This is a genomic window from Paenibacillus sp. S02, assembly GCF_019454065.1.
Lineage (GTDB): Bacteria > Bacillota > Bacilli > Paenibacillales > Paenibacillaceae > Paenibacillus > Paenibacillus polymyxa_B.
Genome location: NZ_CP073682.1, coordinates 4708132 through 4731837 on the forward strand (window position 1 = coordinate 4708132; position 23706 = coordinate 4731837).

At 48.7% G+C, this 23706-nt stretch carries 23 protein-coding genes; 8 read left to right on the top strand and 15 right to left on the bottom strand.

Annotated features, from left to right (window positions below; genetic code table 11):
• Position 1: 1 nt before the first annotated feature.
• On the bottom strand, positions 2 to 982 hold the full coding sequence (locus KAI36_RS20855) for a polysaccharide biosynthesis protein (RefSeq protein WP_220025905.1): 981 nt from the start codon (positions 980 to 982) through the stop codon (positions 2 to 4).
• Between the two features lie 19 nt (positions 983 to 1001).
• Positions 1002 to 1709 carry a glycosyltransferase family A protein gene (locus tag KAI36_RS20860; protein WP_076294441.1) on the bottom strand — a complete coding sequence of 236 codons (708 nt, stop codon included), beginning with the start codon at positions 1707 to 1709 and terminating at the stop codon, positions 1002 to 1004.
• A gap of 215 nt (positions 1710 to 1924) precedes the next feature.
• On the opposite strand from KAI36_RS20860, the gene KAI36_RS20865 reads away from it, so the two are divergent.
• Together KAI36_RS20865 and KAI36_RS20870 are read left to right on the top strand one after the other, a co-directional pair.
• Positions 1925 to 2638 carry a GT-D fold domain-containing glycosyltransferase gene (locus KAI36_RS20865; protein ID WP_220025906.1) on the top strand — a complete coding sequence of 238 codons (714 nt, stop codon included), beginning with the start codon at positions 1925 to 1927 and terminating at the stop codon, positions 2636 to 2638.
• 257 nt (positions 2639 to 2895) lie between these two features.
• On the top strand, positions 2896 to 4023 hold the full coding sequence (locus KAI36_RS20870; RefSeq protein WP_220025907.1) for an SGNH/GDSL hydrolase family protein: 1128 nt from the start codon (positions 2896 to 2898) through the stop codon (positions 4021 to 4023).
• Positions 4024 to 4244: 221 nt separating this feature from the next.
• Here KAI36_RS20870 and KAI36_RS20875 read toward each other — a convergent pair whose 3' ends face one another.
• Positions 4245 to 4661 (bottom strand): hypothetical protein, encoded by a 417-nt coding sequence (locus KAI36_RS20875; protein ID WP_220025908.1) that lies wholly within the window; start codon positions 4659 to 4661, stop codon positions 4245 to 4247.
• A gap of 164 nt (positions 4662 to 4825) precedes the next feature.
• Here KAI36_RS20875 and KAI36_RS20880 point away from each other — a divergent pair, with 164 nt between their 5' ends.
• From KAI36_RS20880 to KAI36_RS20890, 3 genes are all read left to right on the top strand, one after another.
• Positions 4826 to 6805: a methyl-accepting chemotaxis protein gene (locus KAI36_RS20880; RefSeq protein ID WP_220025909.1), complete on the top strand. Its 1980-nt coding sequence runs from the start codon at positions 4826 to 4828 to the stop codon at positions 6803 to 6805.
• Between the two features lie 56 nt (positions 6806 to 6861).
• The gene (locus KAI36_RS20885) at positions 6862 to 7038 is read left to right on the top strand and encodes a YjfB family protein (protein WP_013372767.1); all 177 of its coding nucleotides are present in this window, start codon (positions 6862 to 6864) and stop codon (positions 7036 to 7038) included.
• 190 nt (positions 7039 to 7228) lie between these two features.
• The gene (locus KAI36_RS20890) at positions 7229 to 8584 is read left to right on the top strand and encodes a dipeptidase (protein ID WP_220025910.1); all 1356 of its coding nucleotides are present in this window, start codon (positions 7229 to 7231) and stop codon (positions 8582 to 8584) included.
• Between the two features lie 74 nt (positions 8585 to 8658).
• On the opposite strand, the gene KAI36_RS20895 is transcribed toward KAI36_RS20890, so the two are convergent.
• From KAI36_RS20895 to KAI36_RS20915, 5 genes are all read right to left on the bottom strand, one after another.
• On the bottom strand, positions 8659 to 9045 hold the full coding sequence (locus KAI36_RS20895; RefSeq protein WP_220028178.1) for a hypothetical protein: 387 nt from the start codon (positions 9043 to 9045) through the stop codon (positions 8659 to 8661).
• Between the two features lie 63 nt (positions 9046 to 9108).
• Complete coding sequence (locus KAI36_RS20900; protein WP_025721873.1) at positions 9109 to 9372, bottom strand: hypothetical protein; 264 nt, start codon at positions 9370 to 9372, stop codon at positions 9109 to 9111.
• A gap of 87 nt (positions 9373 to 9459) precedes the next feature.
• Positions 9460 to 9951, bottom strand: a complete 492-nt coding sequence (locus KAI36_RS20905) for a hypothetical protein (protein ID WP_013311697.1) — start codon at positions 9949 to 9951, stop codon at positions 9460 to 9462.
• A gap of 141 nt (positions 9952 to 10092) precedes the next feature.
• On the bottom strand, positions 10093 to 10575 hold the full coding sequence (locus KAI36_RS20910) for a hypothetical protein (RefSeq protein WP_023990049.1): 483 nt from the start codon (positions 10573 to 10575) through the stop codon (positions 10093 to 10095).
• 462 nt (positions 10576 to 11037) lie between these two features.
• Entirely contained in the window at positions 11038 to 11265 is a 228-nt protein-coding gene (locus tag KAI36_RS20915; RefSeq protein WP_007431813.1) for a helix-turn-helix domain-containing protein, read from the bottom strand.
• A gap of 305 nt (positions 11266 to 11570) precedes the next feature.
• Here KAI36_RS20915 and efeO point away from each other — a divergent pair, with 305 nt between their 5' ends.
• Genes efeO through KAI36_RS20930 form a run of 3 tightly spaced genes read left to right on the top strand, consistent with a single transcriptional unit; the run spans position 11571 to position 15672 of the window.
• Complete coding sequence (gene efeO, locus KAI36_RS20920; RefSeq protein ID WP_220025911.1) at positions 11571 to 12449, top strand: iron uptake system protein EfeO; 879 nt, start codon at positions 11571 to 11573, stop codon at positions 12447 to 12449.
• A 4-nt stretch (positions 12450 to 12453) separates the two neighbouring features.
• Positions 12454 to 13818, top strand: coding sequence for an iron uptake transporter deferrochelatase/peroxidase subunit (gene efeB, locus KAI36_RS20925; protein WP_220025912.1), 1365 nt, complete (start codon positions 12454 to 12456; stop codon positions 13816 to 13818).
• Between the two features lie 24 nt (positions 13819 to 13842).
• Positions 13843 to 15672 (top strand): FTR1 family iron permease, encoded by a 1830-nt coding sequence (locus tag KAI36_RS20930; RefSeq protein ID WP_220025913.1) that lies wholly within the window; start codon positions 13843 to 13845, stop codon positions 15670 to 15672.
• Positions 15673 to 15761: 89 nt separating this feature from the next.
• On the opposite strand, the gene KAI36_RS20935 is transcribed toward KAI36_RS20930, so the two are convergent.
• The 7 genes from KAI36_RS20935 to KAI36_RS20965 form a co-directional block, all read right to left on the bottom strand.
• A complete protein-coding gene (locus tag KAI36_RS20935) occupies positions 15762 to 17174 on the bottom strand; it encodes a type III PLP-dependent enzyme domain-containing protein (protein ID WP_220025914.1) in 1413 nt (470 codons plus the stop codon).
• An 84-nt stretch (positions 17175 to 17258) separates the two neighbouring features.
• Positions 17259 to 18347: a Gfo/Idh/MocA family protein gene (locus KAI36_RS20940; protein WP_220025915.1), complete on the bottom strand. Its 1089-nt coding sequence runs from the start codon at positions 18345 to 18347 to the stop codon at positions 17259 to 17261.
• Positions 18344 to 19504, bottom strand: coding sequence for a UDP-glucuronosyltransferase (locus KAI36_RS20945; protein ID WP_071558331.1), 1161 nt, complete (start codon positions 19502 to 19504; stop codon positions 18344 to 18346). The genes KAI36_RS20940 and KAI36_RS20945 overlap by 4 nt, the downstream gene beginning before the upstream one ends.
• Positions 19505 to 19521: 17 nt before the next feature.
• Positions 19522 to 21054: a hypothetical protein gene (locus KAI36_RS20950; RefSeq protein ID WP_220025916.1), complete on the bottom strand. Its 1533-nt coding sequence runs from the start codon at positions 21052 to 21054 to the stop codon at positions 19522 to 19524.
• 49 nt (positions 21055 to 21103) lie between these two features.
• Entirely contained in the window at positions 21104 to 21916 is an 813-nt protein-coding gene (locus KAI36_RS20955) for an ABC transporter permease (RefSeq protein ID WP_071558329.1), read from the bottom strand.
• A gap of 1 nt (position 21917) precedes the next feature.
• Positions 21918 to 22724, bottom strand: a complete 807-nt coding sequence (locus KAI36_RS20960) for an ABC transporter permease (RefSeq protein ID WP_071558328.1) — start codon at positions 22722 to 22724, stop codon at positions 21918 to 21920.
• The gene (locus tag KAI36_RS20965) at positions 22714 to 23706 is read right to left on the bottom strand and encodes an ABC transporter ATP-binding protein (protein ID WP_071558327.1); all 993 of its coding nucleotides are present in this window, start codon (positions 23704 to 23706) and stop codon (positions 22714 to 22716) included. The genes KAI36_RS20960 and KAI36_RS20965 overlap by 11 nt, the downstream gene beginning before the upstream one ends.

Below are 23706 nucleotides of genomic sequence, written 5' to 3' on the forward strand. Positions count from 1 at the left end.
GTTACTCCATGCCTCGCAGTAGCTCAGCAATTCCAGCACGATCCATTAACTCGTCGTCCGAGCGATATTGTTCGAAGTTCACCCGCTCCAATCCACCATATTGACTCAACAAACGCTTGTCTGCTTGCTGGGGAAGAATAACAAAATAACGATCATCATAGCGATACGTGTGCGGCACCTCATAGGGCGAAATCAGCACCTCATGCAGCTTTTCCCCACCACGTATACCAATTTCCTTCACTTTCAACGCAGGCTGTCCCGCCTGTTCTTTCATCACTTCTGCCAAATCCGCAATATTGCAACCCTTCATTTTCATTACTAGCGTCTCTCCACCAATCGCCGTAACAGAAGCCTTCAGCAGCAAGCCAATCGCCTCTCCGAGCGTGAGGAAGAAACGTGTCATATCTGGGCTCGTCAGCGTTAAATCCTGACCTTCCGCAATCTGGCGTTTGAACAGGGGCACGACACTTCCACTCGTCCCTAGCACATTGCCGCCGCGAATACACACAAAGCGAGTACGCTCACTTAAGGCGTTGGCGCGGATCATCAATCTTTCGCCAATCGCCTTCGTCATCCCATATACATTCACTGGGTCTACCGCCTTGTCTGTAGAGACATCAATTACCTTAGCGACTCCTTGCTCAATGCTGGCCCGGATCACATTTTCAGTACCGTGTACGTTCGTCTTGAATGCCTCCTCGGGCTGTCTCTCACACACGGGGACATGCTTTAATGCTGCCAAATGGAATATATAGTCCACTCCGCGACATGCCTCCTGCAATGCCTGAAGATCTCGAATATCTCCAATCATGAAATTCAGGCGAGGATCAGATTGAAATTGCCGCTGCATGGCAATCTGTGCAAATTCACCGCGTGAGAAAATACGAATTTCCGCTGGTCCCTCCTTCAGCAATTCAGCCGTTAGGCGTTGCCCCCAAGATCCCGTTCCTCCGGTCACCAGCAGTTTTTTTCCTTTGAACAATATAATCTCCTCCTGACCGTTACGAATTGGCAATGCCTGTTCCCAGAAATTCAGCCAGCACGGCATTCATTTCATTCTCTGACAGCCGATCCTTCGCCGGCACTTTTTTCACCGAAGTATTTGCGGCATGAATGACGTTCACATAGTTGCGAAGTGGAATGACCTCATGCGGCAGCTCCGTTACATATCCGTGCGTACCCTTCCCAGGAATGACGACACGGTAATCATTTAGAAAATCCTCCACTTGATAGCGAAACACATAAAAAGAAGGCGAACGGTGAAACACCGGTGCCATCTGCCCCTCAACCGCATCCCACAGGTAACCCATCTGGTTCACCAGCGCAACCGTCTCCGGTTGAAACTTGTAATCATGTAACTGTTGTACAAACGACTGGTGGTACAAATCGTCGGAATCTATTCGAGCAATGAGCAGTTCGTCCGCGCCTTCGATGTACGCATGAATTCGACGTTTACTTTCGATGCTCGTACCAAAACGGATGTGGTCAGGAATGGGCTCATGTCGGGCTAGTTCCTCTTCCACAATGTCACTGCATCCGCCCGCCAGCTTGACGACAGATAAGAAATCCGTATTTGTCTGACTGAGTAAACTACGTAGCGTAAAGGTTCTGAATATATCCAGTCGCTCACTGATCCACTCACGTGTCAGGCGGTTGGGATTCATCCCATAGTTATTAAAATTAATTTCAATTACAATCTTGCGATTCATTGATCTTCCTCCCTTTCAACCGTCTTCTCTCAAGTTATGAAGACGCTTCTGAAACGGCACGTACAGATGCAACGAATCTTGTAAAAATAGGTAGAATCCAAAAAGAATAGCCGTTCATACAAAAACCTTTTTGCTTTCGACATATGATAGAATACAAAGTTTTTTGCTCCATCTAAAAAGTTGAACAAGCAGGAACGACAGGGAGGTAACATGTTATGACGAATCCAAGGTATCTGGAGATTGACGAGGTACTGAAACGATTGAAGCTGGCACTCGATCAGCACCAGTCCTTTTCGCTCATTCGTATCGGGGATGGTGAAAATTTGGTGTTGTCGCAGGACACCGTCTGGCCGATGGAAAAGGTATTACAGGAACGTTGGGCGGTTAAAGCCAATCTCGGTCAAAAGGGACTGTTTCTACCGAATACGGAACTACGGGACGCGGTGGCTGAGGCAGTGAGCAAAGCCAGCATTGTTGGCATTTTGCCATATGATGACGAATCTATTAAAGCACCATCCTATATGAAGCGGGAGCTGACCGATCAGGTCTTTGCTCACTATGCTCTTTCCCCCGCGCTGACCTGCCACGCCTGCCTGAATCGGTATTTGGCTGAGACACCCGCTTTCTGGGACATACTGAAAAATCGACGCATTCTGCTGGTCACCCGGACGGCCGTTGAAGTGAAGCCTGTTCTTGAGGCCGAACCATACGGGCTGCATATCGCACACACGCTCGCATTTCATCAATATGAACAAATGCCTGAAACACTCCAATGGATCGCAGCACACAAAGATGACTTTGATATTGCGCTGTTCTCTTGTGGTGTCAATGCAGTCGTGTTAGCACAAAAAACAGCAGAGTTAACTGGCAAAGTAGGTATAGACTTCGGCAAGGCGATTAATATCGTCATGTTTGGCAAAGCTAATTAATAGATAAAATAATATGTGTGAAAAAATACACTTAGTAAGTAATCTTTGCTCCGTATATCAAAAAGCACCAGCAAATTTCAGTTGGCTGGTGCTTTTTGATATCATATGTTGTTCTAAAGTCCGTGATCAAAAAGAATAATCCATATAAAGCTTTGGGCCCTTGCTTGTTTAGAAATAGAATTTGAGATTCCCTGTCACTTCTTTTACAATATTACAGAAACTAGCATTCATTAAGAGATCATGAGGAGGATGTTGAAATGTCACATAACAAGAGATTGAAGACATACCCACTTACAAAAGCAAGGCATGTAAAGGTTCATGGTCGAACTACGCAAACACGTAAACCTCTTACTCTATTTTGGACAGGCAGTGGCATTGAATTGAATATCAAAGGCTCAGAGCTGTGGATTGAAATTGAAGCCGATTACCAGGTGTATGAGCCCTGGATCAGTATTGTCATCAATGGGGTTCCGATGAGTCGCCTGATGGTGACCGCAGGACGGCATTGGATCTGTCTTTTGAGAGGGTTGAACCCTGACACGGTCAAAAATGTCCGTGTGGTCAAGGATGTCCAGCCTATGAGTTCGGACTCGCGCTGCTTGTTGCAAATTCATGCCCTGAAGGTTGACGGGGAATTGCTGCCAGTCACTGATAAGCCCCTCAAGGTGGAATTTATCGGTGACAGCATTACCTCGGGAGAAGGAACGATTGGAGCGAAGGAGGAGACAGACTGGGTTCCCATGCTGTTCACAGCACTACGCAATTATACAGCCATAACAGCCGAAGCACTGAATGCGGACTACCGAGTGTTATCACAAAGCGGATGGGGTGTCCTAACAAGCTGGGATAATAATCCGCATGCGAACATACCGGCATATTATGAACAGATATGTGGTGTGCTGACTGGTGAGAGAAATGAAGCATTAGGGGCATTTTCAGATCATGATTTTACCTCATGGCAGCCGGACGTGGTCGTAGTGAATTTGGGTACTAATGACGGGGGAGCCTTTTATTCTCCTGCATGGACGGACCCAGCAAGCGGGAAAGTGTACAAGCAACGCTTGAACGAGGACGGCACATTCAATGAAGAAGATTTACAATCTTTTGAAAGCGCTATCGAACATTTTCTTGTCAAGCTTCGGACCTGCAATCCTGCTGCCCATATTGTGTGGGCCTATGGGATGCTGGGTACTCCGATGATGCCCTCAATCTACCGAGCGGTAGACGTGTACAAGAAAAGAACGAGGGATCGGAATGTGTCGGTATTCCAACTGCCTAACACGACGGAAGAAACGATAGGATCTCGCAGCCATCCCGGGCTCTCCGCCCATGCCAAAGCAGCAGATGAGTTGACAGTGTATTTGCGAGAGATTCTAAAGAGATAGAATCCGAGAAGCACAATCAACTCGTAGAACACGCTCATAAAGGAAATTACAACAACTAGGTCATTTGTGCTCTGGGTGTTGTTGTTGAGAATTATAGCCACGAGTCTGCAGCAGATGTCTGTCTATGCTCGTGGCTAGTTAAGCTTGGGCGCAGCGGACTATCCTAGGAGAACCACGAACAGGCAGCGAGCATTTACTATAGAAATAATCACCTGATATATTTACAAAAACGGAGTCGAGGCGATGCCCGTGAATACCTCTGGACCATTACGAACAGTGGTCGATACACCAGAAATATAAGAAGAATATACTGTTTGTATTGCCCAGGGAGCAGACAGATCCTGTGCATTAAAAGCTTGCGTTTCATTAGATCCAGTCACGCCCAGTACCCCCTCGGCGCGGTAGACTACCTCACTCGGATCATAGTCGGCTCCACGCACGATTTCAACCGCATACGTATCGCCAAGCTCACCGAGCAGACCAATGGAACCACTAAAAGTTACAATCGGACCCGGCACAAGAAAGGTCCGCAGGGTAATCAAACCGAAGCGCTCCGGCATAGGACCCAGCTGTATATCGGGACCCTCACCTGTTTTTGATGAATTGGTGGAGCTTCTCATATCCAGAAAAAAACCCATACCCTATCCCTCCAAATTGCAAGATACTCCATGCTATGCAAGAAATTCTTTAGCGTATTGGACAAATTAGTAATAAATCTATCAATTCAGCTCAAAATAACCGATAGTAAATACATATGATATAAATTTTAGAAATGAATATGTAGATAGAAAGCAGGGGTTTGATGAAACAACTGAGACGACTCAAAACATTAACACTACGCAAGAAATTGACAGCAGCATTTCTACTGGTCATGCTTGTTCCAAGCATTATTGTAAGTTCTTTTTCTTATCAAGCAGCATATAACCAGACGGACCGACAATTACTCGATAGTGCGACAACTAGCGTTACCGCATCCGACCGTGCAGTTACTCAAACGATTCAAGCCAAAATCGCTGATCTCGAATATTACTCTACGACGATGACGGCTAGTGATAACAGTGCCGAAGCAGATGAAGACATCCTGAAAAGGTTACAAGTGTATTTGAAAATGCATGCGGAAGCTGTTGATATGTTTGTAGGAACTCCCGAAGGAAAACTCATTATTGGCAAAGCCGTAGGCTCCACAAACGACCCTCGTGAACGTCCGTGGTACAAACAGGCCATGGAGAAACCCGGACAAACCGTAATCAGCCCTGTCGGACTCAATACGGCTAAGGTCCCCGTTGTATATATTTCACGTACACTTCCTGACAACAGTGGTGTTCTCGGTCTTTCCCTGAACCTAAATAATTTAAAAGAAATCACAAATTTAAAAATCGGACAAAATGGCTATATTATGATATTAGATGGTACCAAACGTATCGTTACCCACCCGACAGAAGTCAGCGGAAGTACCAAATTGGGGGAAACGATACCCAAATTGTTTGCCTCCAAAGAAGGCAGCTTTAGTTACGATATTAATGGCGTAGATAAACACCTGATTTTCAAAACCAATACGCTGACAGGCTGGAGAATTGCTGGAACGATGGACAAAGCAGAAACCAGTGCCTCCGCCCAACCGATTCTTATCACAACGATCGTAGTGTTGGTGATTGCAGCCATCATCATCGGTGTGCTCGCAATGTGGCTAATCAGCAGTATACTTAAGCCCATCCAAAGATTACGTAATTCTATGGATGCCATCAGCCAAGGTAATCTTTCGATTAACGTAGCTACGACCAGCACAGATGAAATTGGTGAATTATCAAGATATTTTCAACAAATGGTAGATAACCTGCGTAACATGATTAAAGAAATTCAAGCGATGACAGGCAATTTGTCGGCATCCTCGCAAGAGCTTGCAGCAGGTGCAGAACAAACGACCCGGGCTATCGAGCATGTGACCATAGCCATTCAAGATGTGGCTGCAGGCAGCGAACGCCAAGTGGGCAGCGCTAAAGCTAATCAGACACGGGTTAGCGACATGGCAACAGACATCACCGCGATGACTGAAACTATGGCTGAAATGACCACTTACTCCACACAGGCCATTCAGGCGTCGGATGCAGGCAGTGAGCATATCGGCAACAGCGTCGTCTCCATTGACGGCATTCGTACTACCGTGGAAGAACTGGATACCATCATCGGTGCTTTGAGTGACCGATCTGGACGAATCGGAACGATCGTCACTGTCATTACGGAAATCGCCAGCCAGACTAATCTGCTCGCATTAAACGCTTCTATTGAAGCAGCACGTGCAGGGGAGCATGGCAAAGGTTTTGCTGTCGTGGCGACAGAGGTCCGCAAGCTGGCTGAAAACTCAGCTTATTCCGCACAACAAATTCGTGAACAGATTCAAGGGATACAGAGCGGTGTATATGAAGCCCTGATCGCTATGGAATCCGCCAAGGAACGCGTAAGTGATGGTATTAATTCCATTGACCTATCCGGTCGCTCCTTCTCTCGCATCCGTAGAGCGGTAGCCAAATCAGCGAAGCAGCTCGATAACGTCGCAGCTTCTACCGCTGGAGTTGCAGATGGAACGAGTTCAGTCGTCAGCAGCATGGAGGAAATTACACGCATCGCTGAAGAAGCGGCATCCCATACGGAGACCGTATCCGCAGCCGCAGAGGAGCAGCTCGCCTCCATGGAAGAGATCGGTTCGTCTGCCGCAGATTTGACCCGTCTGGCAGAGCAACTTCAAGATTTACTGACACAATTCCAATTAGATGAAACAAAATAACCGTTCCAACCGATAAATACAGAGAAAGAGTCTTCACAATGAAGGAGGGTTGGAACATGGATATCGCAGCATTATCAACAGGTATGAGTCAGGCCAGCTTGGCTCAAGCCGTAAGTGTGAAGGTATTAGGTATGGCTAAGGATCAGGCCAGTGAACAAGGTCAGGCTTTAGTGCAGATGATGGAAAAAAGCGTACAGCCTCATCTTGGCGGTCAACTGGACATTCGCGCATAAGTGCATCCATATGCTTGGTTAAGGGCGATTCTGCTCAGGTCTGGACAGACCCGGGTAGAATCGTTTTTTTATCTCCCTATTTTTCGTTCAGCACAAAACGTAGTAAACTAGACATATCGTCCACGACCTCGGTTCGGAGGATGGCGCAACATTCACACGATTTACATTGAAAAAGGAGGATACATAGTTTATGAGTTATTCTGATTATTTTGAAAAAGCCAGAGAGCAACAACTGAGCGAGTTACAGGAGTGGTTGTCCATTCCGAGTATCTCAGCATTATCGGAGCACAAAAAAGACATTAACCAAGCAGCTGATTGGCTGGCTACCAAACTGACTGCTGCCGGTCTGGAAAACGTTGAAATCATTCCAACCAAAGGGCACCCGCTGGTATATGCGGATCATTTGCACGCACCTGGTAAACCAACGATCCTCGTGTATGGACACTATGATGTACAACCCGTAGACCCGCTTCACCTGTGGGAAACGCCACCGTTTGAGCCATCCATCCGTGATGGAAAATTGTATGCGCGCGGAGCGACAGATGATAAAGGGCAGGTTTTCTTGCACATTAAGGCAGTTGAGGCCATTTTGAAGCAGGAAGGCACATTGCCGCTGAACATCAAATTCTGCATTGAAGGCGAGGAAGAAGTATCCAGTCCGAACTTGCTTGAGTTTTTGCAAACTGGAGCTGAACGTCTAGCTGCCGATGCTGTACTGGTGTCCGACACTTCCTTGATCGAAAAAGGGAAGCCTGCCATTTGCACAGGTTTGCGTGGACTATGTTCACTGGAAGTCGCCATTCACACGGCGAACACAGATCTACACTCCGGCTCTTTCGGTGGCGGCGTGCCGAATGCCCTGCACGCTCTGGTGTCCTTGCTGGCAACCCTGCATGACGACAAAGGCGGCGTAAGCGTCGAAGGATTCTACGACGATGTTGCTCCATTATCGGCAGAGATGAGAGAAGAATTCGTGAAGCAAGGCTTCAATGAGAGCAAGCTGCAACAAGATCTTGCACTTGATTCCCTCTATGGCGAAGAAGGATTCAGCTTCGTTGAGCGTGTTGGGGCGCGTCCGACACTGGAGCTGAACGGCGTATACGGCGGCTTCCAAGGGGAAGGCACGAAAACGGTCATTCCAAAAGAAGCTCATGCTAAAATCACGTGCCGCTTGGTAGCTAACCAGAATCCGCAAGACATTCTGGACAAAATCGAGCGCCATTTGCGTGCCCATGTTCAGGCAGGAGCTACCCTGGATATTCAACAGGGTGAAAAAGCGAACGCCTTTAACATCGACCCGTCACACGCGTTTCTGCAAGCGGCAGCCGATGCTTTTGAGAAGGTATACGGTGTGCGTGCCCTCTTTACCAAGGATGGAGGTTCTATCCCAATCGTGGAAACCTTCTCCCGTGTGCTGACTGCCCCAGTCGTGCTGATGGGCTTCGGCTTGCCAGATGAGAACCTGCATGCGCCAAACGAGCATTTTAACTTGGACAATTTTGACAAGGGTCTGCTGACGATTGTAGAGTTTTTGAAATCGGTGTAAGTAAACTAAAAAGCATTCACAGCATGGAACCATCCATGCTTCGTGAATGCTTTTTTTTACGTTAGTCCCGTCGCTTAAGAAAAACGGGTGTAGCGCAACAGGTGAGCTAGCCGATTGAGCCGTTCTATCTCCCGATCCAACTCATTCAGCGGCTGTCCAGCCAAAGCAGCGTTTGCTCTCAGATCCCGTAGCGGGTTCATTTTCCGACCAATGAGTTTGAGCACCGTTGCCTTCCCCATGTTATTCACCACCACATATTGCGTTAGCGGGTCAAGCTCAATCCACAATACATGATGCTGTTGAAAAAACGATAATAGTTGCTTTTTTAACGCCTCCAGCTCTTCAATCTCACCTGTGATTTGCGGATGATGATGAAAAGCCACATAGCCCATCACCCGCAGGTCACTTATGATTTGTTCCAAATGAAGCGTTTCGTTTATGTACACATTGTTCGTGCTCATGCGGTTTCTTGCACCATTCGTATGATCTTCCCGGATGACGTTCACCACCTGACTATCGTTATATCAAGATTTATCTTTCCCCTTTTCCAAAAGCTGCACAAGCCAGTAACCTCCAAACAACAATGCTCCTACTGCAAAAATAACGGTATACACCGTATATAACGTTGTCAGTTCAAACAAACTATTGTACCGATTAAGCAAGGTCCCCCACAAGCATAGCAGAAAATTGCTACCATTTTGCTGATGAAAGCGATGCTTGTATATCCGTTGAATCAAAACAGCCAGGAATCCTATCAACAAAACGTGATTCAGCAAAATACTCCACATTTCCATAAGCCCCCTTTTTCACTATAGCGCAATCGGCTTTGAAAAGTCAGGACATGTACAAACCTTACGAACAAAAAAACAACCGGCTTATACGCCAGTTGTTTCCCGTTCCACAAAATACTTATTGGTCATATAATGGGCCTTGCCTCTGGAGGTATCCACCATTCCCTTTTTGTTGTCGAGAAAAACAATCTCCCGGCATTTGGTGCAGTACCACTTGGTCCGCTTAAAGGGAGATTCTGTTACATACGATGTACCACATTTGCAATCTACTTTAATTAGGGTTTCTGTTGATTTGTAAGCCTGGGACAACTCTTTTAGGCCAGTATCCGGCTGTTGAATCGGGATAATAACCTCCTGATAGCTTGAATACTGATTATGCACTTTAAAATCAGCCACCAGTTCCGCATGTAGTCCAAAGTACTCTTTGCCGATCTCAGTTACAAATTTTTTGCCAATTCTGTAACACTCAAGCCATTCCTGTATCTGTTGATTAGACAAAGGCACTGTGCCCTTGATACCACTATTTAATGTGTAAGTCATGATGTATAAAGTATCATCTTGTCTATGTCCGTACATGAGAAGCCTCCTTATAATACACTTGATAATGTACTACAAAGCGCAAAAAACATCAATTTTATTATTTGGCAAAAGACTTAATATATCTCGGTAAGCACATAAGAGGTGTGAGTGTATAGTTAGAAAGCAACTGACAATCTGTCAGTTGCTTTGTCTTTCCACATAGTATTTGTTGGTCATGTACCACGCCTTGCCTTTATCCGTATCCACCATGCCCTTTTTACGATCCAGGAACACAATGTTATTACACTCCTTGCATGACCACTTGGTTCTTTTATGCGGTGACTCTTCTATATAGGAGGCACCACATTTACATTCTACCTGAATTAATGTTTTATACTGGCTGTACGCCTCTACCAGTGGGTCCAGTTCTACAGCTTTGCGTTCCATTACAGGCTGTATTATGGATATGTGTTCTCTCTGCTCCGAGTATTCATTATGTACCTTGAAATCTGCTACCAACTCAGGGTTTAAACCAAAATACTGTTTCCCCACAACCGTTACAAACTTGCTGCCAATTCGATATGCTTTGATCCATTCCTGCACCTGCTTACTGGTTAGGTCGACAGTTCCCTTTATACCGCTGTTCAGCGTATAAGTCATCAAGTGTTGGTTGGGTGTCATATGTCTTAACATTCACCTCCGATCAAGAATATACCACGGGTAGCTCTAGGCAAAAGCTACTTCCTACTACCTGAAGCAATGAGCTTTTTCTGCCTTGTAATTCTTCTTCAACACCTATATAAAAGTATAGCTCAAAACCTGATCCATCTTCCATCCTGTCGTCATGCTGAATACTGCTTTTGTAGGGATTTATATTCTTAGACTACCACCAGATGCATTTCTATCTTAGTATAACTTTGTGGTACAGCCTTATGTTTTGATCACTCCTGTTAGTTGCACTATGATCTCTAATGGTAGTTTCTTCCTTCTATATATAGTACATCATTTACACGCAAATTCCCACATATTTCAGCGGTTTAATCGTTTTACTTTTTTACATACCACAAAACAAAAGCCTTCCCGACCACCCTTCACTGTCGAAGGATCATCGAGAAGACTTTGTACCCCGCAAGGAACGAGAGGTCAGATTTTTAATTCGCCAAGCCTGATTAATTCCACGACCGCCTGTGAACGACCTTTTACGTTCAATTTTTGCATCACATTGGAAATATGGTTTCGGACCGTTTTTTCGCTAATAAATAGCTGTCCGGCGATGTCACGTGTTGTTTTGTCCTGCACGAGCAGTTCAAATACTTCACGTTCACGGTGAGTTAACAAAAACTTGTTTTTGTGGTCGTTACCCTTCGTCAATTTCACCCCTCCTTGCTCGGGTTTTGTGTGGTGTAACAAGGTTAAGGGATACAGTCAACACATTTTATGTCATGTGCTCGGGTATGGTTCAATATGCGGATAAAAATGGGCATAGGCACCTTACTTGCTGCTTTAATGATGGGTTGGACTTTGTGTCTAAATTATGTATTGACAGGCATATGGGCCAGCCTTATGATAAGAAAAACCGCGACTGATAATCATTATCAAAATAATAATTCGATATAGATATCGCGCAACAGACTATGGTTCAGGGCCAGTTTGGCCAGAAAGGGTGTTCATTGATTATGAAACTACGTTATGCCGTACCGGCCGGAGTGCTGGTCTCTTCTATTCTGTTCGCAGGTTGCGGGCAAACCGGAACTGCTACTCAGCAGCCTGCCGCAACGACCAAAGATGCAGGAGCCACAACACAGACAACGACTCCTGCCGCTTCTGCTCCCAATTTTGATCAAGCGGTAGCAGCTTACCGCACCTATGCCATCGAGCAATGCGATACGTTTGTGAAGAAGACAGAAGAATTCACGAACGCGGTCAAAGCTGGCGAGCTGGATAAAGCCAAGGCGCTATATGCCCCTGCACGTATGTACTATGAACGGATTGAACCGATTGCAGAAGCGCTGGGTGATCTTGACCCGAATATTGATGCACGTGACGGTGATGTGGATGCAGCGGATTGGCGCGGCTTTCACCGTATTGAAAAAACATTATGGGAAGAAAACACAACCAAAGAAATGGACGAGTTTTCCGACCGACTGCTGAGTGATGCCAAGCTGCTGCGTGCCAAAGTAGAAACAGTTAATATTGACGCCAGCCTGATGGTAACGGGTGCAGTCGAGTTGTTGAATGAAGTATCTACCTCGAAGGTGACGGGTGAAGAGGAGCGATATTCTCATACGGATTTGTACGATTTTGCTGCCAATGTAGAAGGCGCGCAAAAGATATATGACATTTTGAAAACAGATCTGAACCAAAAAGATGCCGCGTTGGAAAAACAAATCGGTGAGCGCTTTACGGCCTTACAGCAGGAGTTGGCTCCTTTTAAGGACGGAGAAGGCTATGTATCGTATACAAAACTGAAACCGGAAGAAGTTAAAAAGCTGAGCCAAAACCTCGATGCCTTGGCAGAACCGTTGTCCCAAATGGGGAAATTGTTAGGAGTGTAATGATATGAAAGGCTTTAAGCGGCAAAAAGGGCAAGAAAAGCCGCAGTATGCGGAATCCCATAATGAACAGGCTGATCTGGTAAAAAAGGATGCGAAGCTAGTGGAAGATGAGGCGTCAGGAAAAAGCAAATCCGTATCACGCCGAGACCTATTGAAGCTGGCCGGGGTAGGTGGGCTAGGCCTCCTGCTTGGCGGCGGGGGCGTGGGAGCCGTGCTGTCAGCAGGTCAACGCCTCGAAAGCATGATGACGGATGCGGATACCAAAGATGTAATCCCTTTTTACGGTAAGCATCAGGCAGGTATTGTGACTCCGGCGCAGGATTTCATCTGCTTCGCCGCTTTCGATCTAACAACCAGCGACAAGGAACAGGTGCGTAGACTCTTCAAAGCCTGGACGGAAGCAAGCGCTACAATGACTTCTGGCGTGCTCCTTGGCAACGATAATGAAAACCTCAACCTCCCTCCTTCCGATACGGGCGAGGCGGCAGGATTGTCGCCATCCCGCACGACGATCACCTTTGGTGTGGGCCCATCCTTTTTTGATGGACGATACGGCCTGGCAGGGCTTAAACCTGCCGAGTTCCGTGAACTGCCCCGTTTTCAAGGGGATGCCCTGGAGGAGCAATGGTGCGGCGGCGATATCGGAGTGCAGGTATGTGCCAATGACTTGCAGGTAGCTTTCCATGCCCTACGTAATTTGGCGCGTATCGCCAGAGGAACGGCGGTGCTTCGCTGGACGCAGGAAGGCTTCCAGCGAACAGCACAGGCCGATCCTGCGGGAAGCACACCACGCAATTTGCTGGGCTTCAAGGACGGTACGGGGAACCCGGACACCTCCAAGGCAGACGAGATGAATCGGCTGGTGTGGACACAGACCAGTGACGGACCAGCATGGATGGGTAACGGCAGCTATATGGCTGTACGCCGTGTACGCATGCGGGTAGAGGTGTGGGATCGCTCAACATTGGGCGACCAGGAGGATACTTTTGGACGTCATCGCAGCAGCGGGGCCCCACTCGGCAAGGTCAAGGAGTTCGACAAGCTTGATCTGGCAGCCAAAAATCCGGAAGGCAAGCCGGTTACACCTCCCACCTCTCATGTGGCTTTGGCTCATGGGGACGGGAGCATTAATATTTTGCGGAGGTCTTATTCGTATTCAAGCGGATTGGACAAGCAAACAGGACAGCTGGATGCCGGGCTGCTGTTCATCAGCTACCAGCGTGATCTGTTCAAGCAGTTCGTTCATATTCAGGAGAAGCTTGCACGCAATGACAAGCTGAACGAATACATTGTACACAAAGGCAGTGCGGTGTTCGCCTGCTTCCCGGGTGTATCGCAAGGCGGCTACATCGGGGATACGTTATTTTAGCAGCAGGCAAGGAAGGGGATTTATATGAATCGGCGCAATAAAAGCTTGGGATGGGTGTTTGTGCTGGTGGCAGCTCTTCTGCTGACCGTCACTCCGTTCATGTCCGGCTCCGGGTCGGTCGCTTTTGCACAAACGGATGCCAAAGCTGTCACCAATGATCAGCTAATGCCTGTGGTGGGCGGAGCGCTGGTGGAGGCGGGACAAGCTCAATGGACGGAAGCCTCCAAGGATCTGAAAGAATTCCGCACGCTGTGGGAGGCCGCCAAAACGAATGGCGGAGATTCAACTCACATCGCGGCTGTAGATCAAGCACTCACCGATGCGGAACAGACACTCGCCAGTGGCGGCGGGGAACCAGCGAAAGCTGCCTTATCCGTGCTGGCGCGCTCGGTCAATGAGTACGTCACTGCGGCCGAAGGGGACAAACCAGCCCCTGCTGGAGCCAAAGCATCGGAAAAACTGCTTCCCATGGCGAAGGGCAGTCTAGCCGCCATGCAAAAAGGCGATTGGGCAGCCGCACGGGTGGATTACGATCGAATCGTCAAAGCCTGGTATCAGGTAGAAACACCGATTCGTTTGGACAATTTTCCGGTATACAGTTCGCTCGAAACTAAAATCAGTCTCATTCGCATCTCCATGCAAGCTGAGCCCATTCGCCAAGAACAGGCTCTTAAGGAAATGCAGGAATTAACGACTCTGCTGTCTGATTATAGTCAGGGCAAGTCTGTGAACACAGGCCAAGGAACAGATGCAGGCAATACGGCTACGGGAACGGCGAATGGTTCGGCAGCTTCTCTGACCGATGCAGTCACCTTGCTCGAATCCGCACGCCAAGATGCTGTAGCTAATCAATCAGAGCAAGCGGCTGATAAGGTAGTGCAGTTTATCGCTCTGTGGCCTTCCGTCGAAGGACATGTACAAATTTCCGATCCGACGTCTTACACTGGGATTGAAAATGAAATGACCGAAACTTCCGGATATCTGCTGTCTTCTCCACCGAATACGGACAAAGCCATTCAGACTCTTGATCAGATGCTGGACAGGCTCCGTCCGTTGACGGAAGAACGTTCTTATACTGCGTGGGATGCCGCGCTGATTTTGCTGCGTGAGGGCCTGGAGGCCATCCTCGTGCTCGCAGCTCTGCTGGCGTATGCCAAAAAAAGCGGCGAAGCCGTGGCTGGACGTTGGATATGGGCAGGAGCCGGAACGGGGCTGGTGCTGAGCGGAATTCTGGCGGTACTGTTCACCACGCTGGTGGCAGCAGCCGCATCGGGCAGCATGCGTGAGCTGCTGGAGGGTGTCACCGGGCTGGTGGCGGTCGTGCTGATGCTGACCGTTGGTAGCTGGTTGCATAGCAAATCCAACGCTGCCGCATGGAACCGCTTTGTGGAAAACAGCGTGGGCAACGCGCTGGCACGAGGAAGCCTGTGGTCGTTATTTGCGGTTTCTGCGCTCGCAATTCTGCGTGAAGGAGCCGAGACAGCTATCTTTTATGTCGGTATGGCTCCAGCCATCGAAACCTCGCAATTGCTGATCGGCATTGGCTCAGCGACGGTTATTCTGGTCATTCTGGCGTTTGCGATCATTAAGTTCAGTGTACGATTGCCAATTCGCGCCTTTTTCCTGACTGCCACTGTACTGATTTACTATCTCGTATTCCGATTCCTGGGTGAAAGTATTCATTCGCTTCAGGTGGCCGGTAAGCTATCGGGGCACACTGCCTCCTCGCTTCCGTCCATTAGCTGGCTGGGAATGTATCCAAATTGGGAAACATTTGTCCCACAAATCGCTGTACTGATCTTTATGGTATGGCAGCTTGTGCGTCAGGAAATGCGCAGCTCCAAGCAACAATAAGTCGATACTACCCTACTCATCATGTAAAAAACGCCAAATCACAGGTCCGATTTGTATCGGTTCCCATGAGTTTGGCGTTTTTTTACATACTACTGCACATCCTCAGGCAACGGAATCATGCGCTGATGATGCAGCAGGTCTGTGCGGTCACCGTGTTCACGAATGACATGCACCTCCCCACGAAAATCGAGCAGCTCCGCCGGGGTAGCATGTCCCAGAAATTGTAGTGGACTATAGCTCAATCCATAGGCACCCGCATTCGGAAAAGCAATATAATCACCCTCGTGAATCGGAGGAAGCTGCGCTTTTTTCACAATACAATCCTCGGGTGTACAAAGCGGACCGACAATGCTTACCGTCTCAAGCTCCATGGATGCCTCTTCCAGAGGCCCTCCTATTCGGTTTGCAACCTCTTCTAATGATTGTTCGACAGCAACAGCCGTTTGAGCAGAAGCGTCTCTCTGCCCCATCCATAGGGTTGCTTCCACTTCTCGTTCTTTGGGCTCTTTCAATTCTCTTGCTTGCCTGCGCATAATTCGCACCGGGTAGTTGTCCCTAATGCGGCGTCCTCGAAAAGTAGCTGCGGCGTAGTGATTCATGCCACCATCAGCCACGACAAACTTCTCCCCCTTGGATTCCTTTGTATACAATGCTCGGCAGACATACATGCCCGATTGAGCGACCAGATACCTGCCGCTTTCGATGATTAGCTTAACCCCGGGCATGCGGGTTCGGGTCTGCTCCGCGAGTGCGTTCAGTCCGTCAATGACGTGATCCATATCGAGCGGTTGCTCATGAGCAAAATAAGGTACACCAAACCCGCCGCCCAAATTGACCGTATGCATTGCCACACCATACTGAGCCTGTACCCGTTCTGCCAACTGTAGCGTATTCGCAAATGAAGCTAAAATCTGATCCGATTTCAACATTTGCGTACCTGTATATACCTGAATACCTTGAAAATTGACGTGCGGGCAATCTTCCAGCACCTTAAAAAAGTGATCCAGCTGCCCTTCATCTACTCCAAAGGGGCGCGGAACACCACCCATTTTAATCGTTGCTCCAGACAGATCGTTATCGGGATTGATGCGAACCGCAGCCCTGACAAGCTGGCCCGCTTGGGCAGCAATGTCCTCCAGCAGACGCAGCTCCCTCACCGATTCGACATGAATACAGCCGATTCCACAGGCTACCGCCTCGTTCAGCTCGGCTACTGTTTTTCCCGGTCCGGCGTACAGCACGTCTTCCGCAGCATACCCGGCTTCCATAGCGACGAACATTTCTCCAGTCGAAGCAATCTCAACACCACAACCTAACGAGCGCAGCAGCCCAGCCAAGGCTACGTTACCATTAGCCTTGAGCGCGTAATGTACACGCACGGCCGGGTGCAATCGGGATAGCAACGAGCTGACATGAGCATGCAGCGCGTCCCCGTCATAATAGTAAAATGGCGTCGGATGCTTGCCGAAACGCTCTAGTAAGGCTTCGTCCTTTTTATCCATCTACTGAATTCCCCTCCTCTCTTTGCCTTAATACTCAGTATTTTGCATCATTCGGCTTCCCACCGCTCGAAAACACAATCATACTCATACTGCATAGATCGTCTCGCCCGAGCGTGCTGCTTCATGAATGGCTGCCAGCAGTCTGACGCGTTCAGCAGCCTCGCGAAATGGAATGGGCTCCGCTTCCCCCCGGATGATGCTGCAAAAGGTATTCAACTGATTGACATAATAGTTCATAGGCTCGAAAACCGTTTTGGTATGCGAGGATGTCTGTGATAACACAGGCAGTGCGTCCGCATCCGTTATATTCGGCATGATATCCTTCTTTATTTCCGTCTTGAGTGTCATTTTATAAAAGCCTAAATTTGCCCGAAAGCAGTCCTTCAAGGTGACCACTGCCGAATCAAAGGTCAGTACATGAGCGCAGTGATAAGGGCGCTCAAATGAAAAGAGGGCAGATGCCTTCAATCCGCTCGGATAACGGGCTTGCGTACGAAATGTCCAGTCACAGCCATGAGGACCATCGAAATCCGATTGACTGTGGAATTCAGCCTGCTCCAATCCAACGACGGCTTGAAGCAGCTGTAGCCAGTACACGCCCAGATCCCAAAAACATCCCCCACCCTGCTCCGGACGAGATCTGTAATTATCCGCATGTCCTTCTTTTGCCGGAATGCATAGACTCGTCTCTATGGAGCATAAGCGACCATAACGCCCCGATTCTACGATCCTCCGCAGCTCATGCTGCCAAGGATGGTGCTGCACCATGACTCCCTCCAGCAGGTAAGCGCTACTCTGTTCGACTGTCGCTGCCAAGGGAGCCAGATCAGCCGTATTCAGGCATAACGGTTTTTCCACCAGCACATGCTTATGAGCCCGTAATGCTTTGTTAATCCACTCGGCATGTAAGTCGTTGCTGAGCGCAATATATACAGCATCGATCTCCGGATCCTTTAGCATATCCTCAGCATGCCGATAAACGACACTGACGCCAAAACGATCTGCCATTTCTCCTGCCTTAGCAACCGTGCGGTTCGCAAGCGCGGTCACGCGTGCCCCTGCAACATGTCGGATCGGTTCCAGCAACGCACGGGGAGCAATGGCAGAACAGCCAATGATCCCAAAGCGAATATCTCGCATTGCAGGCTCTTGCGCAGCCGCAGCAGCGTTCATAATCCCTGCTCCATTCCCGATGCTCTTGCCTGCATTTGTATGCTATTCACATACGACTCTATATAACGCGGCGTCCGACTGCGCAACTCTACGATCCTACGATGCATATCCTCCAGTATCTGAGCACTACCGTCATAGGTTTGTATCCACGTATCGTACCGCATACCGAGCCCCAGTCGTTCCCATAGATCCGCATTATGCTTTTCATGCACACCAAATGGCTCCAGCATAATAAGCGGAGTAGCTGTAGCGAACGAATCGGTTAGGCTGCCACCACCTGGCTTGCTGACAATGGCCTGGACACGACATGCTTGGTCCAGCATGCTATGGTAATCCGGTCCGACCTGATACACTGTCTTCTCGCCCTTTTTCACCTCTCCGAAAGGCGGAAATGTATGCTCCCCGACTTCATTTCGCTGCCATGTCCTCCACTGCGGATCCATCTGAAAATAGCGTATACTGTCCCGCTGTTCATCCGGTTGATCCTGATCATACAACAGCAAATCCAGCTCCCAGCCCGCTTCTTCCAACCGTCCAACCTTATCACGGTAGGTGCCCATGCCCCAGCCGCCGCCATGTACGAATAAGCGGGATTGCCGCTCTTCAAACGGAACATACTCCACAGCCGGGACATCAATATAGTGGCTGACTCTATTGTTATCATTTTCAAAAAAGGTCGTTTCTCCACAGCCATCCGCAAAACGCGGGTTATGCTTGGCTAGATTTTTCCAGGAAGGAGAAGGTGTCGAATCCATATACACAATGTCCACATGCACCAACTCCGGTTCTCTGCGCTTGCGATACTCCTCCAGTACATACATCCAATGACCGGATAAGCATATAAAATACCGCCGATCTTCCTCCATCCATTGGTTCAGCAGCACTTCCATCGCAGCAAGATCCAGTGAATTACGCATATCCTGTGGAACTTTCTGTGACATTAAGGCCACCGCAAAATTGTCATGGTAAGCTTTGCGGCTTTTGTCGACCTTGAGACGGGCCGATTCTGGCAGCACATTTTCAAATACATGAATCGCCGTATCCACGCCCAGCCTGCGAAGACCTGCTTGCAACAACAAGCCAGGGGTATAAAAGCCCAATCCGAAACCGGAACACAAAATCGTTACCTTCATAAGCTTAGCCGCATTCTTACGCATGCTCATACGCCTCCCGTTTAATTCAGCACTGTAAAATGATGCTCTGCCAAAAAACGCTCCAGCTTTGTAGTCAATCGCATTTTTTCCTCATCGCTCGCAGCAACCAGTTCCAAATAAAGACGACCCTTGCCTCGTGCCCGTTCGCTTCCAGCGGTTTCTTTTTCACCAATTAAGTCCGGCTTAGCCATGCCGTTCCCTTCTGATCCGCCATCGCTGGCCCCAATCCCGCTCACACGAACCTGCTTGGCAGATGATCTGCCTCCGCGCCCGATTGCATTTCTGCTTGGCGTGCTTATATGGCCCACAATCTTGTTCTCGCCATCTCGTCCACCTGTGTTCACATATAGCGTATTGGCACCCAGAGGCATGACACCTTCTTCACGTTCACCTGTGAACAACAATCCTTCACCTTTCAGCCCTTCCAGCAGTTCTTCATAGGATAGACTGCCATCATGGGACAGCGAATAATTCGTCAGCGTGCCACGCATATTTTTCCCGGCCAGAAAGGTATCGAGCTGATGCTTGATCAAACTCATCGACTTTCTGGCATTAATTTCGATAATAGGCTCCAGCTTCCCACCACGAAGTGTCATGGAATCAATGCAAACATCGCCATAATAACCGTCTTGATACAATTGCCGTCCCACATCCTGCATCAAGCTAAAATAGCCCTCGCGCTCCAGCCGCTCCAAAAATGCCCCGTCCGGGGACAAGGATTCCCGATAGGAGAATTGAGTGTTAGCCAGCCATTGTACAGATAAGATATCGACACTCCCATCATCACCAATCGTAAATTGGCATGAAAAATCCTGTTCTTTCTCCAGAAAAGGCTCCAAAAGGAAAAGCACCTGTTTGCCTTTACGCTCCTGTCCACGCAAATACGATACGATCCGGTCCAGCATTTGTGTCGAGGTAATGTGCAGGTTTCCTTTGCCCGATACGCCAAAATCATCCTTGATTAAAAAGCTTCCATCCCGTAGCAGCTTACGCCCCGCCTCAGCAACATCTGCAAACGAAGTCACAATATAGCCCGGGTTGCGCAGACCAAGACTGCGTTTCAGATCAGAGGAATACGTTTTGGCATTTACCTTGCGAATCGTTTCCAGCGGCGGCTGATGCAGGGTTATTCCCCAAGCACGTGCAGCCTCCTCCACATGCGGTAAACCCGCAAACGGGCTAAGCACACAGCCTTCCAGTTGAGGAAACCCCTCTCCGGCATCGGCCTTGCGATTGCCCAGCAGTTCAAATACTGATGCGGTCGACACGTTGCCTGCACGCTCCATGCCATCGGTCAAGTCCCGTTCGTTGACAGCCGGATGAAAGCCCAACTGCGCGATATACTGACGATGTACGGGCGAAATGGCATAACGGGTCAATAACGCATCTCCCGGCTGGCAAAAGCTGAACAGCAGTTCATCCATGGCTGCTACAATCGCAGAAGAAGCCCGGTCAGGCAGGGCTGGCAAGGAAGCTAACTGAGCATCCCGCCAGTAAACCTCCGCTTCGAACGTTCCCATATACAAATGACGCTGATTCGGTATCGCATTCATATGATTCGCTTCCTTTCCTGCTTCATTATTGGCCTACTACACGGTAGCGCTACTGGCTCGCGCTCGTATAATCACGTAGAGCAAACTGCCATATCAGGCGGATGATCGCCAGCAGCCAGAGAGGTGCGAGAAATGCCCATACCACTAACCCGGTTTCCATTTTGCCGAGAATGAACATGGGCGGAAAATTACAAATGACAAACACCGGAAGCACGAACAAACCGATACGTTGAATCAGATTACTGTACACGGCCATCGGCACATAGTTTGTTTCGAAAATGCTGTTGGACAGCTCCGTAACGCCGTTCGTGCGGATAATCCAGAAGGCCAGTAGTTGGGGGAGCAAAAATACGGAGTATGCCGTAAGCACTCCGCATGCGAGCAGCACAGAGAACCCTCCTACAGTTTCAAAATTAAACGGCAATCCGAGTCGATACCAGCCGATCCCCGTCATAATTCCGCCGCCAATTACATTCGGCACGGTATAGCCCAGTTCAAATTGACGCAGTGTTACCATAAATTGCAGCGATACTGGTTTGGTCATGAGCACGTCCAGTGAGCCGGTACGAATTTTGTCAGGCAGGCTTGTAAAATTACTGTAGAACAATCCACTATAAAATCCGCTCATCATCGTAAATACGCCGATATATAACAATATGGCGTCAGGAGACCAACCATTAATATCCGTCCCAGCGCGGTATGGAACCGATGCGTACAGCAGTTTGATGAGCAAATAAGCCGTTTCAACCAGAAATGCCGTTATAAAATTAATACGGTATTCCATCTGCGACATGACGGAAAACTGGACAAACTTCCAGTACAGTCTGATGTAGCGCCTAACGTTTCGGAAAACATTTTTCATGTTAACCCCCCACCGAGACAAAGCGTTTGACCCCGGCTTGCCACACCCAGCGTGATACGGCCGCCAGCACTACAATCCAGAGCCATTGCACGCCAATGCCTTTAGCGGCTTCCAGCACAGTCAGCTTGCCTGTCAACGCATTCACCGGAAAAAATACGGTGTAGCTGAACGGTAGCAGACTGAACAGACGGGCCAAAACATCTCCAAAAATCGTCAGCGGAAACACGGTACCGCTAGCTACGTAAATGACAAGCGACAGCGTATAAAATAGTCCCGCCGATTCCGTCACCCAAAAGGCTATGCCGCTCAGCGCATAATAGACCACAAAATTAAGCACAAGCGCTCCCGGCAACGCCAATATGTAAAGCAAGATGTACGATAGCCCGAAGCTGATTTGTCCTTCCAGGCTAAGACATAACAGCAAAATAGCAGCCGCCAGCAGCACGACCGCGGACTGTATGACTTTGCCTCCGATAAACCGGCAAAAACGGTAAGCAAAATAATGCACAGGCTGTACCATGAATTTTGCCAGTCCACCTTCTTTGATATCTGTAGCAATTTCGTATTCAAAGCCCGCAGCAATCAGTTTTCCAGTTACTCCCGCCATGACCACATACACCAGCATTTCTGGCAGAGAGTAGCCCAGCACTCTTGCTTGTCCCGAAGAACCGAATACAGCTAGCCAGAGAAAAATTTGCGTCATGATCGGCAGCATAAATCCCGCCATTTGGAGCCAATAATTAGCCCGATACTCCATTTCGTTTTGCATACCAAGCTGGAGTACCTTCACATATTTGTTATTTCGCATCGGCCAGCCTGCCCCCATCGTACAAATTGGCTATCCCCTCTTCCAGCGGGACGTCCTCAATCGTAAAATCAACGACAGGTAGTGCGTCCAAAATCTTTTTGGACCAAGCCAAGGTATCTTCTGCGTCCAGCTCAAATACCGCCTCCAGCTCCGAGTTGGAGCGAAGTTTGGCGAGGCTCGCCAACGTTAGGCTGGATACGGGGGTCTCCAGTCGAACCTTGAGTAATTTACGGGCACCGATGACCTCATTCACCTTGTGTAAGTCTCCGTCATAGACCAATCTGCCCCCGCTGATAATGATGGATCTACTGCACAAATCCTCAATATCCTTCATGTAGTGGCTTGTCAGCAGGATGGTCGTCCGGTGCGTGCGGTTATAGGCTTTGAAAAACTCTCGAATCCGCCGCTGAGAAACAAGGTCCAGTCCGATAGTCGGCTCATCCAGCAAAATGACCCGTGGACGATGCAGCAGCGCGGCGATCAGTTCCATTTTCATACGCTCGCCGAGCGACAGCCGCCGAACCTGCACATGAAGCTGCTCCTCTACCCCAAGCAGAGTGACCAGTTCATCTAGTGCCTCTTTATAACGGTTTTCATCGATTTCATAGATAAGCTTGTTCAGCTCGAATGACTCGCTTGCAGGTAAATCCCACCAGAGCTGGTTTTTCTGTCCCATTACAATGGAAAACTGACGTTTAAACTCTTTTTGTCGTTTCCACGGGGTAAAGCCGAGTACCAATGCTTCCCCGTCCGTGGGATGAAGAATGCCAGACAGCATTTTGAGTGTCGTTGTTTTGCCCGCCCCGTTTGGACCGAGAAATCCGACAATTTCGCCTTCCTCAATGCTAAAGCTGACATTTTGCACAGCCTCTTTGGTCAGCTGCTCACGTCTGAACAAGTTTTGTAACGATTTGCGCACGCCCGGCTCCTTTTTGTAGTACGTAAATGTTTTCGACAATTGGTTTAATGTAATGGACGGCAA

Coding starts and splice junctions, on each gene's coding strand:
- KAI36_RS20860 (WP_076294441.1), bottom strand. CDS start 1,709: ATGAATCGCAAGATTGTAATTGAAATTAATTTTAATAACTATGGGATG.
- KAI36_RS20865 (WP_220025906.1), top strand. CDS start 1,925: ATGACGAATCCAAGGTATCTGGAGATTGACGAGGTACTGAAACGATTG.
- KAI36_RS20870 (WP_220025907.1), top strand. CDS start 2,896: ATGTCACATAACAAGAGATTGAAGACATACCCACTTACAAAAGCAAGG.
- KAI36_RS20875 (WP_220025908.1), bottom strand. CDS start 4,661: ATGGGTTTTTTTCTGGATATGAGAAGCTCCACCAATTCATCAAAAACA.
- KAI36_RS20880 (WP_220025909.1), top strand. CDS start 4,826: ATGAAACAACTGAGACGACTCAAAACATTAACACTACGCAAGAAATTG.
- KAI36_RS20885 (WP_013372767.1), top strand. CDS start 6,862: ATGGATATCGCAGCATTATCAACAGGTATGAGTCAGGCCAGCTTGGCT.
- KAI36_RS20890 (WP_220025910.1), top strand. CDS start 7,229: ATGAGTTATTCTGATTATTTTGAAAAAGCCAGAGAGCAACAACTGAGC.
- KAI36_RS20895 (WP_220028178.1), bottom strand. CDS start 9,045: ATGAGCACGAACAATGTGTACATAAACGAAACGCTTCATTTGGAACAA.
- KAI36_RS20900 (WP_025721873.1), bottom strand. CDS start 9,372: ATGTGGAGTATTTTGCTGAATCACGTTTTGTTGATAGGATTCCTGGCT.
- KAI36_RS20905 (WP_013311697.1), bottom strand. CDS start 9,951: ATGTACGGACATAGACAAGATGATACTTTATACATCATGACTTACACA.
- KAI36_RS20910 (WP_023990049.1), bottom strand. CDS start 10,575: ATGACACCCAACCAACACTTGATGACTTATACGCTGAACAGCGGTATA.
- efeO (WP_220025911.1), top strand. CDS start 11,571: ATGAAACTACGTTATGCCGTACCGGCCGGAGTGCTGGTCTCTTCTATT.
- efeB (WP_220025912.1), top strand. CDS start 12,454: ATGAAAGGCTTTAAGCGGCAAAAAGGGCAAGAAAAGCCGCAGTATGCG.
- KAI36_RS20930 (WP_220025913.1), top strand. CDS start 13,843: ATGAATCGGCGCAATAAAAGCTTGGGATGGGTGTTTGTGCTGGTGGCA.
- KAI36_RS20935 (WP_220025914.1), bottom strand. CDS start 17,174: ATGGATAAAAAGGACGAAGCCTTACTAGAGCGTTTCGGCAAGCATCCG.
- KAI36_RS20940 (WP_220025915.1), bottom strand. CDS start 18,347: ATGAACGCTGCTGCGGCTGCGCAAGAGCCTGCAATGCGAGATATTCGC.
- KAI36_RS20945 (WP_071558331.1), bottom strand. CDS start 19,504: ATGCGTAAGAATGCGGCTAAGCTTATGAAGGTAACGATTTTGTGTTCC.
- KAI36_RS20950 (WP_220025916.1), bottom strand. CDS start 21,054: ATGAATGCGATACCGAATCAGCGTCATTTGTATATGGGAACGTTCGAA.
- KAI36_RS20955 (WP_071558329.1), bottom strand. CDS start 21,916: ATGAAAAATGTTTTCCGAAACGTTAGGCGCTACATCAGACTGTACTGG.
- KAI36_RS20960 (WP_071558328.1), bottom strand. CDS start 22,724: ATGCGAAATAACAAATATGTGAAGGTACTCCAGCTTGGTATGCAAAAC.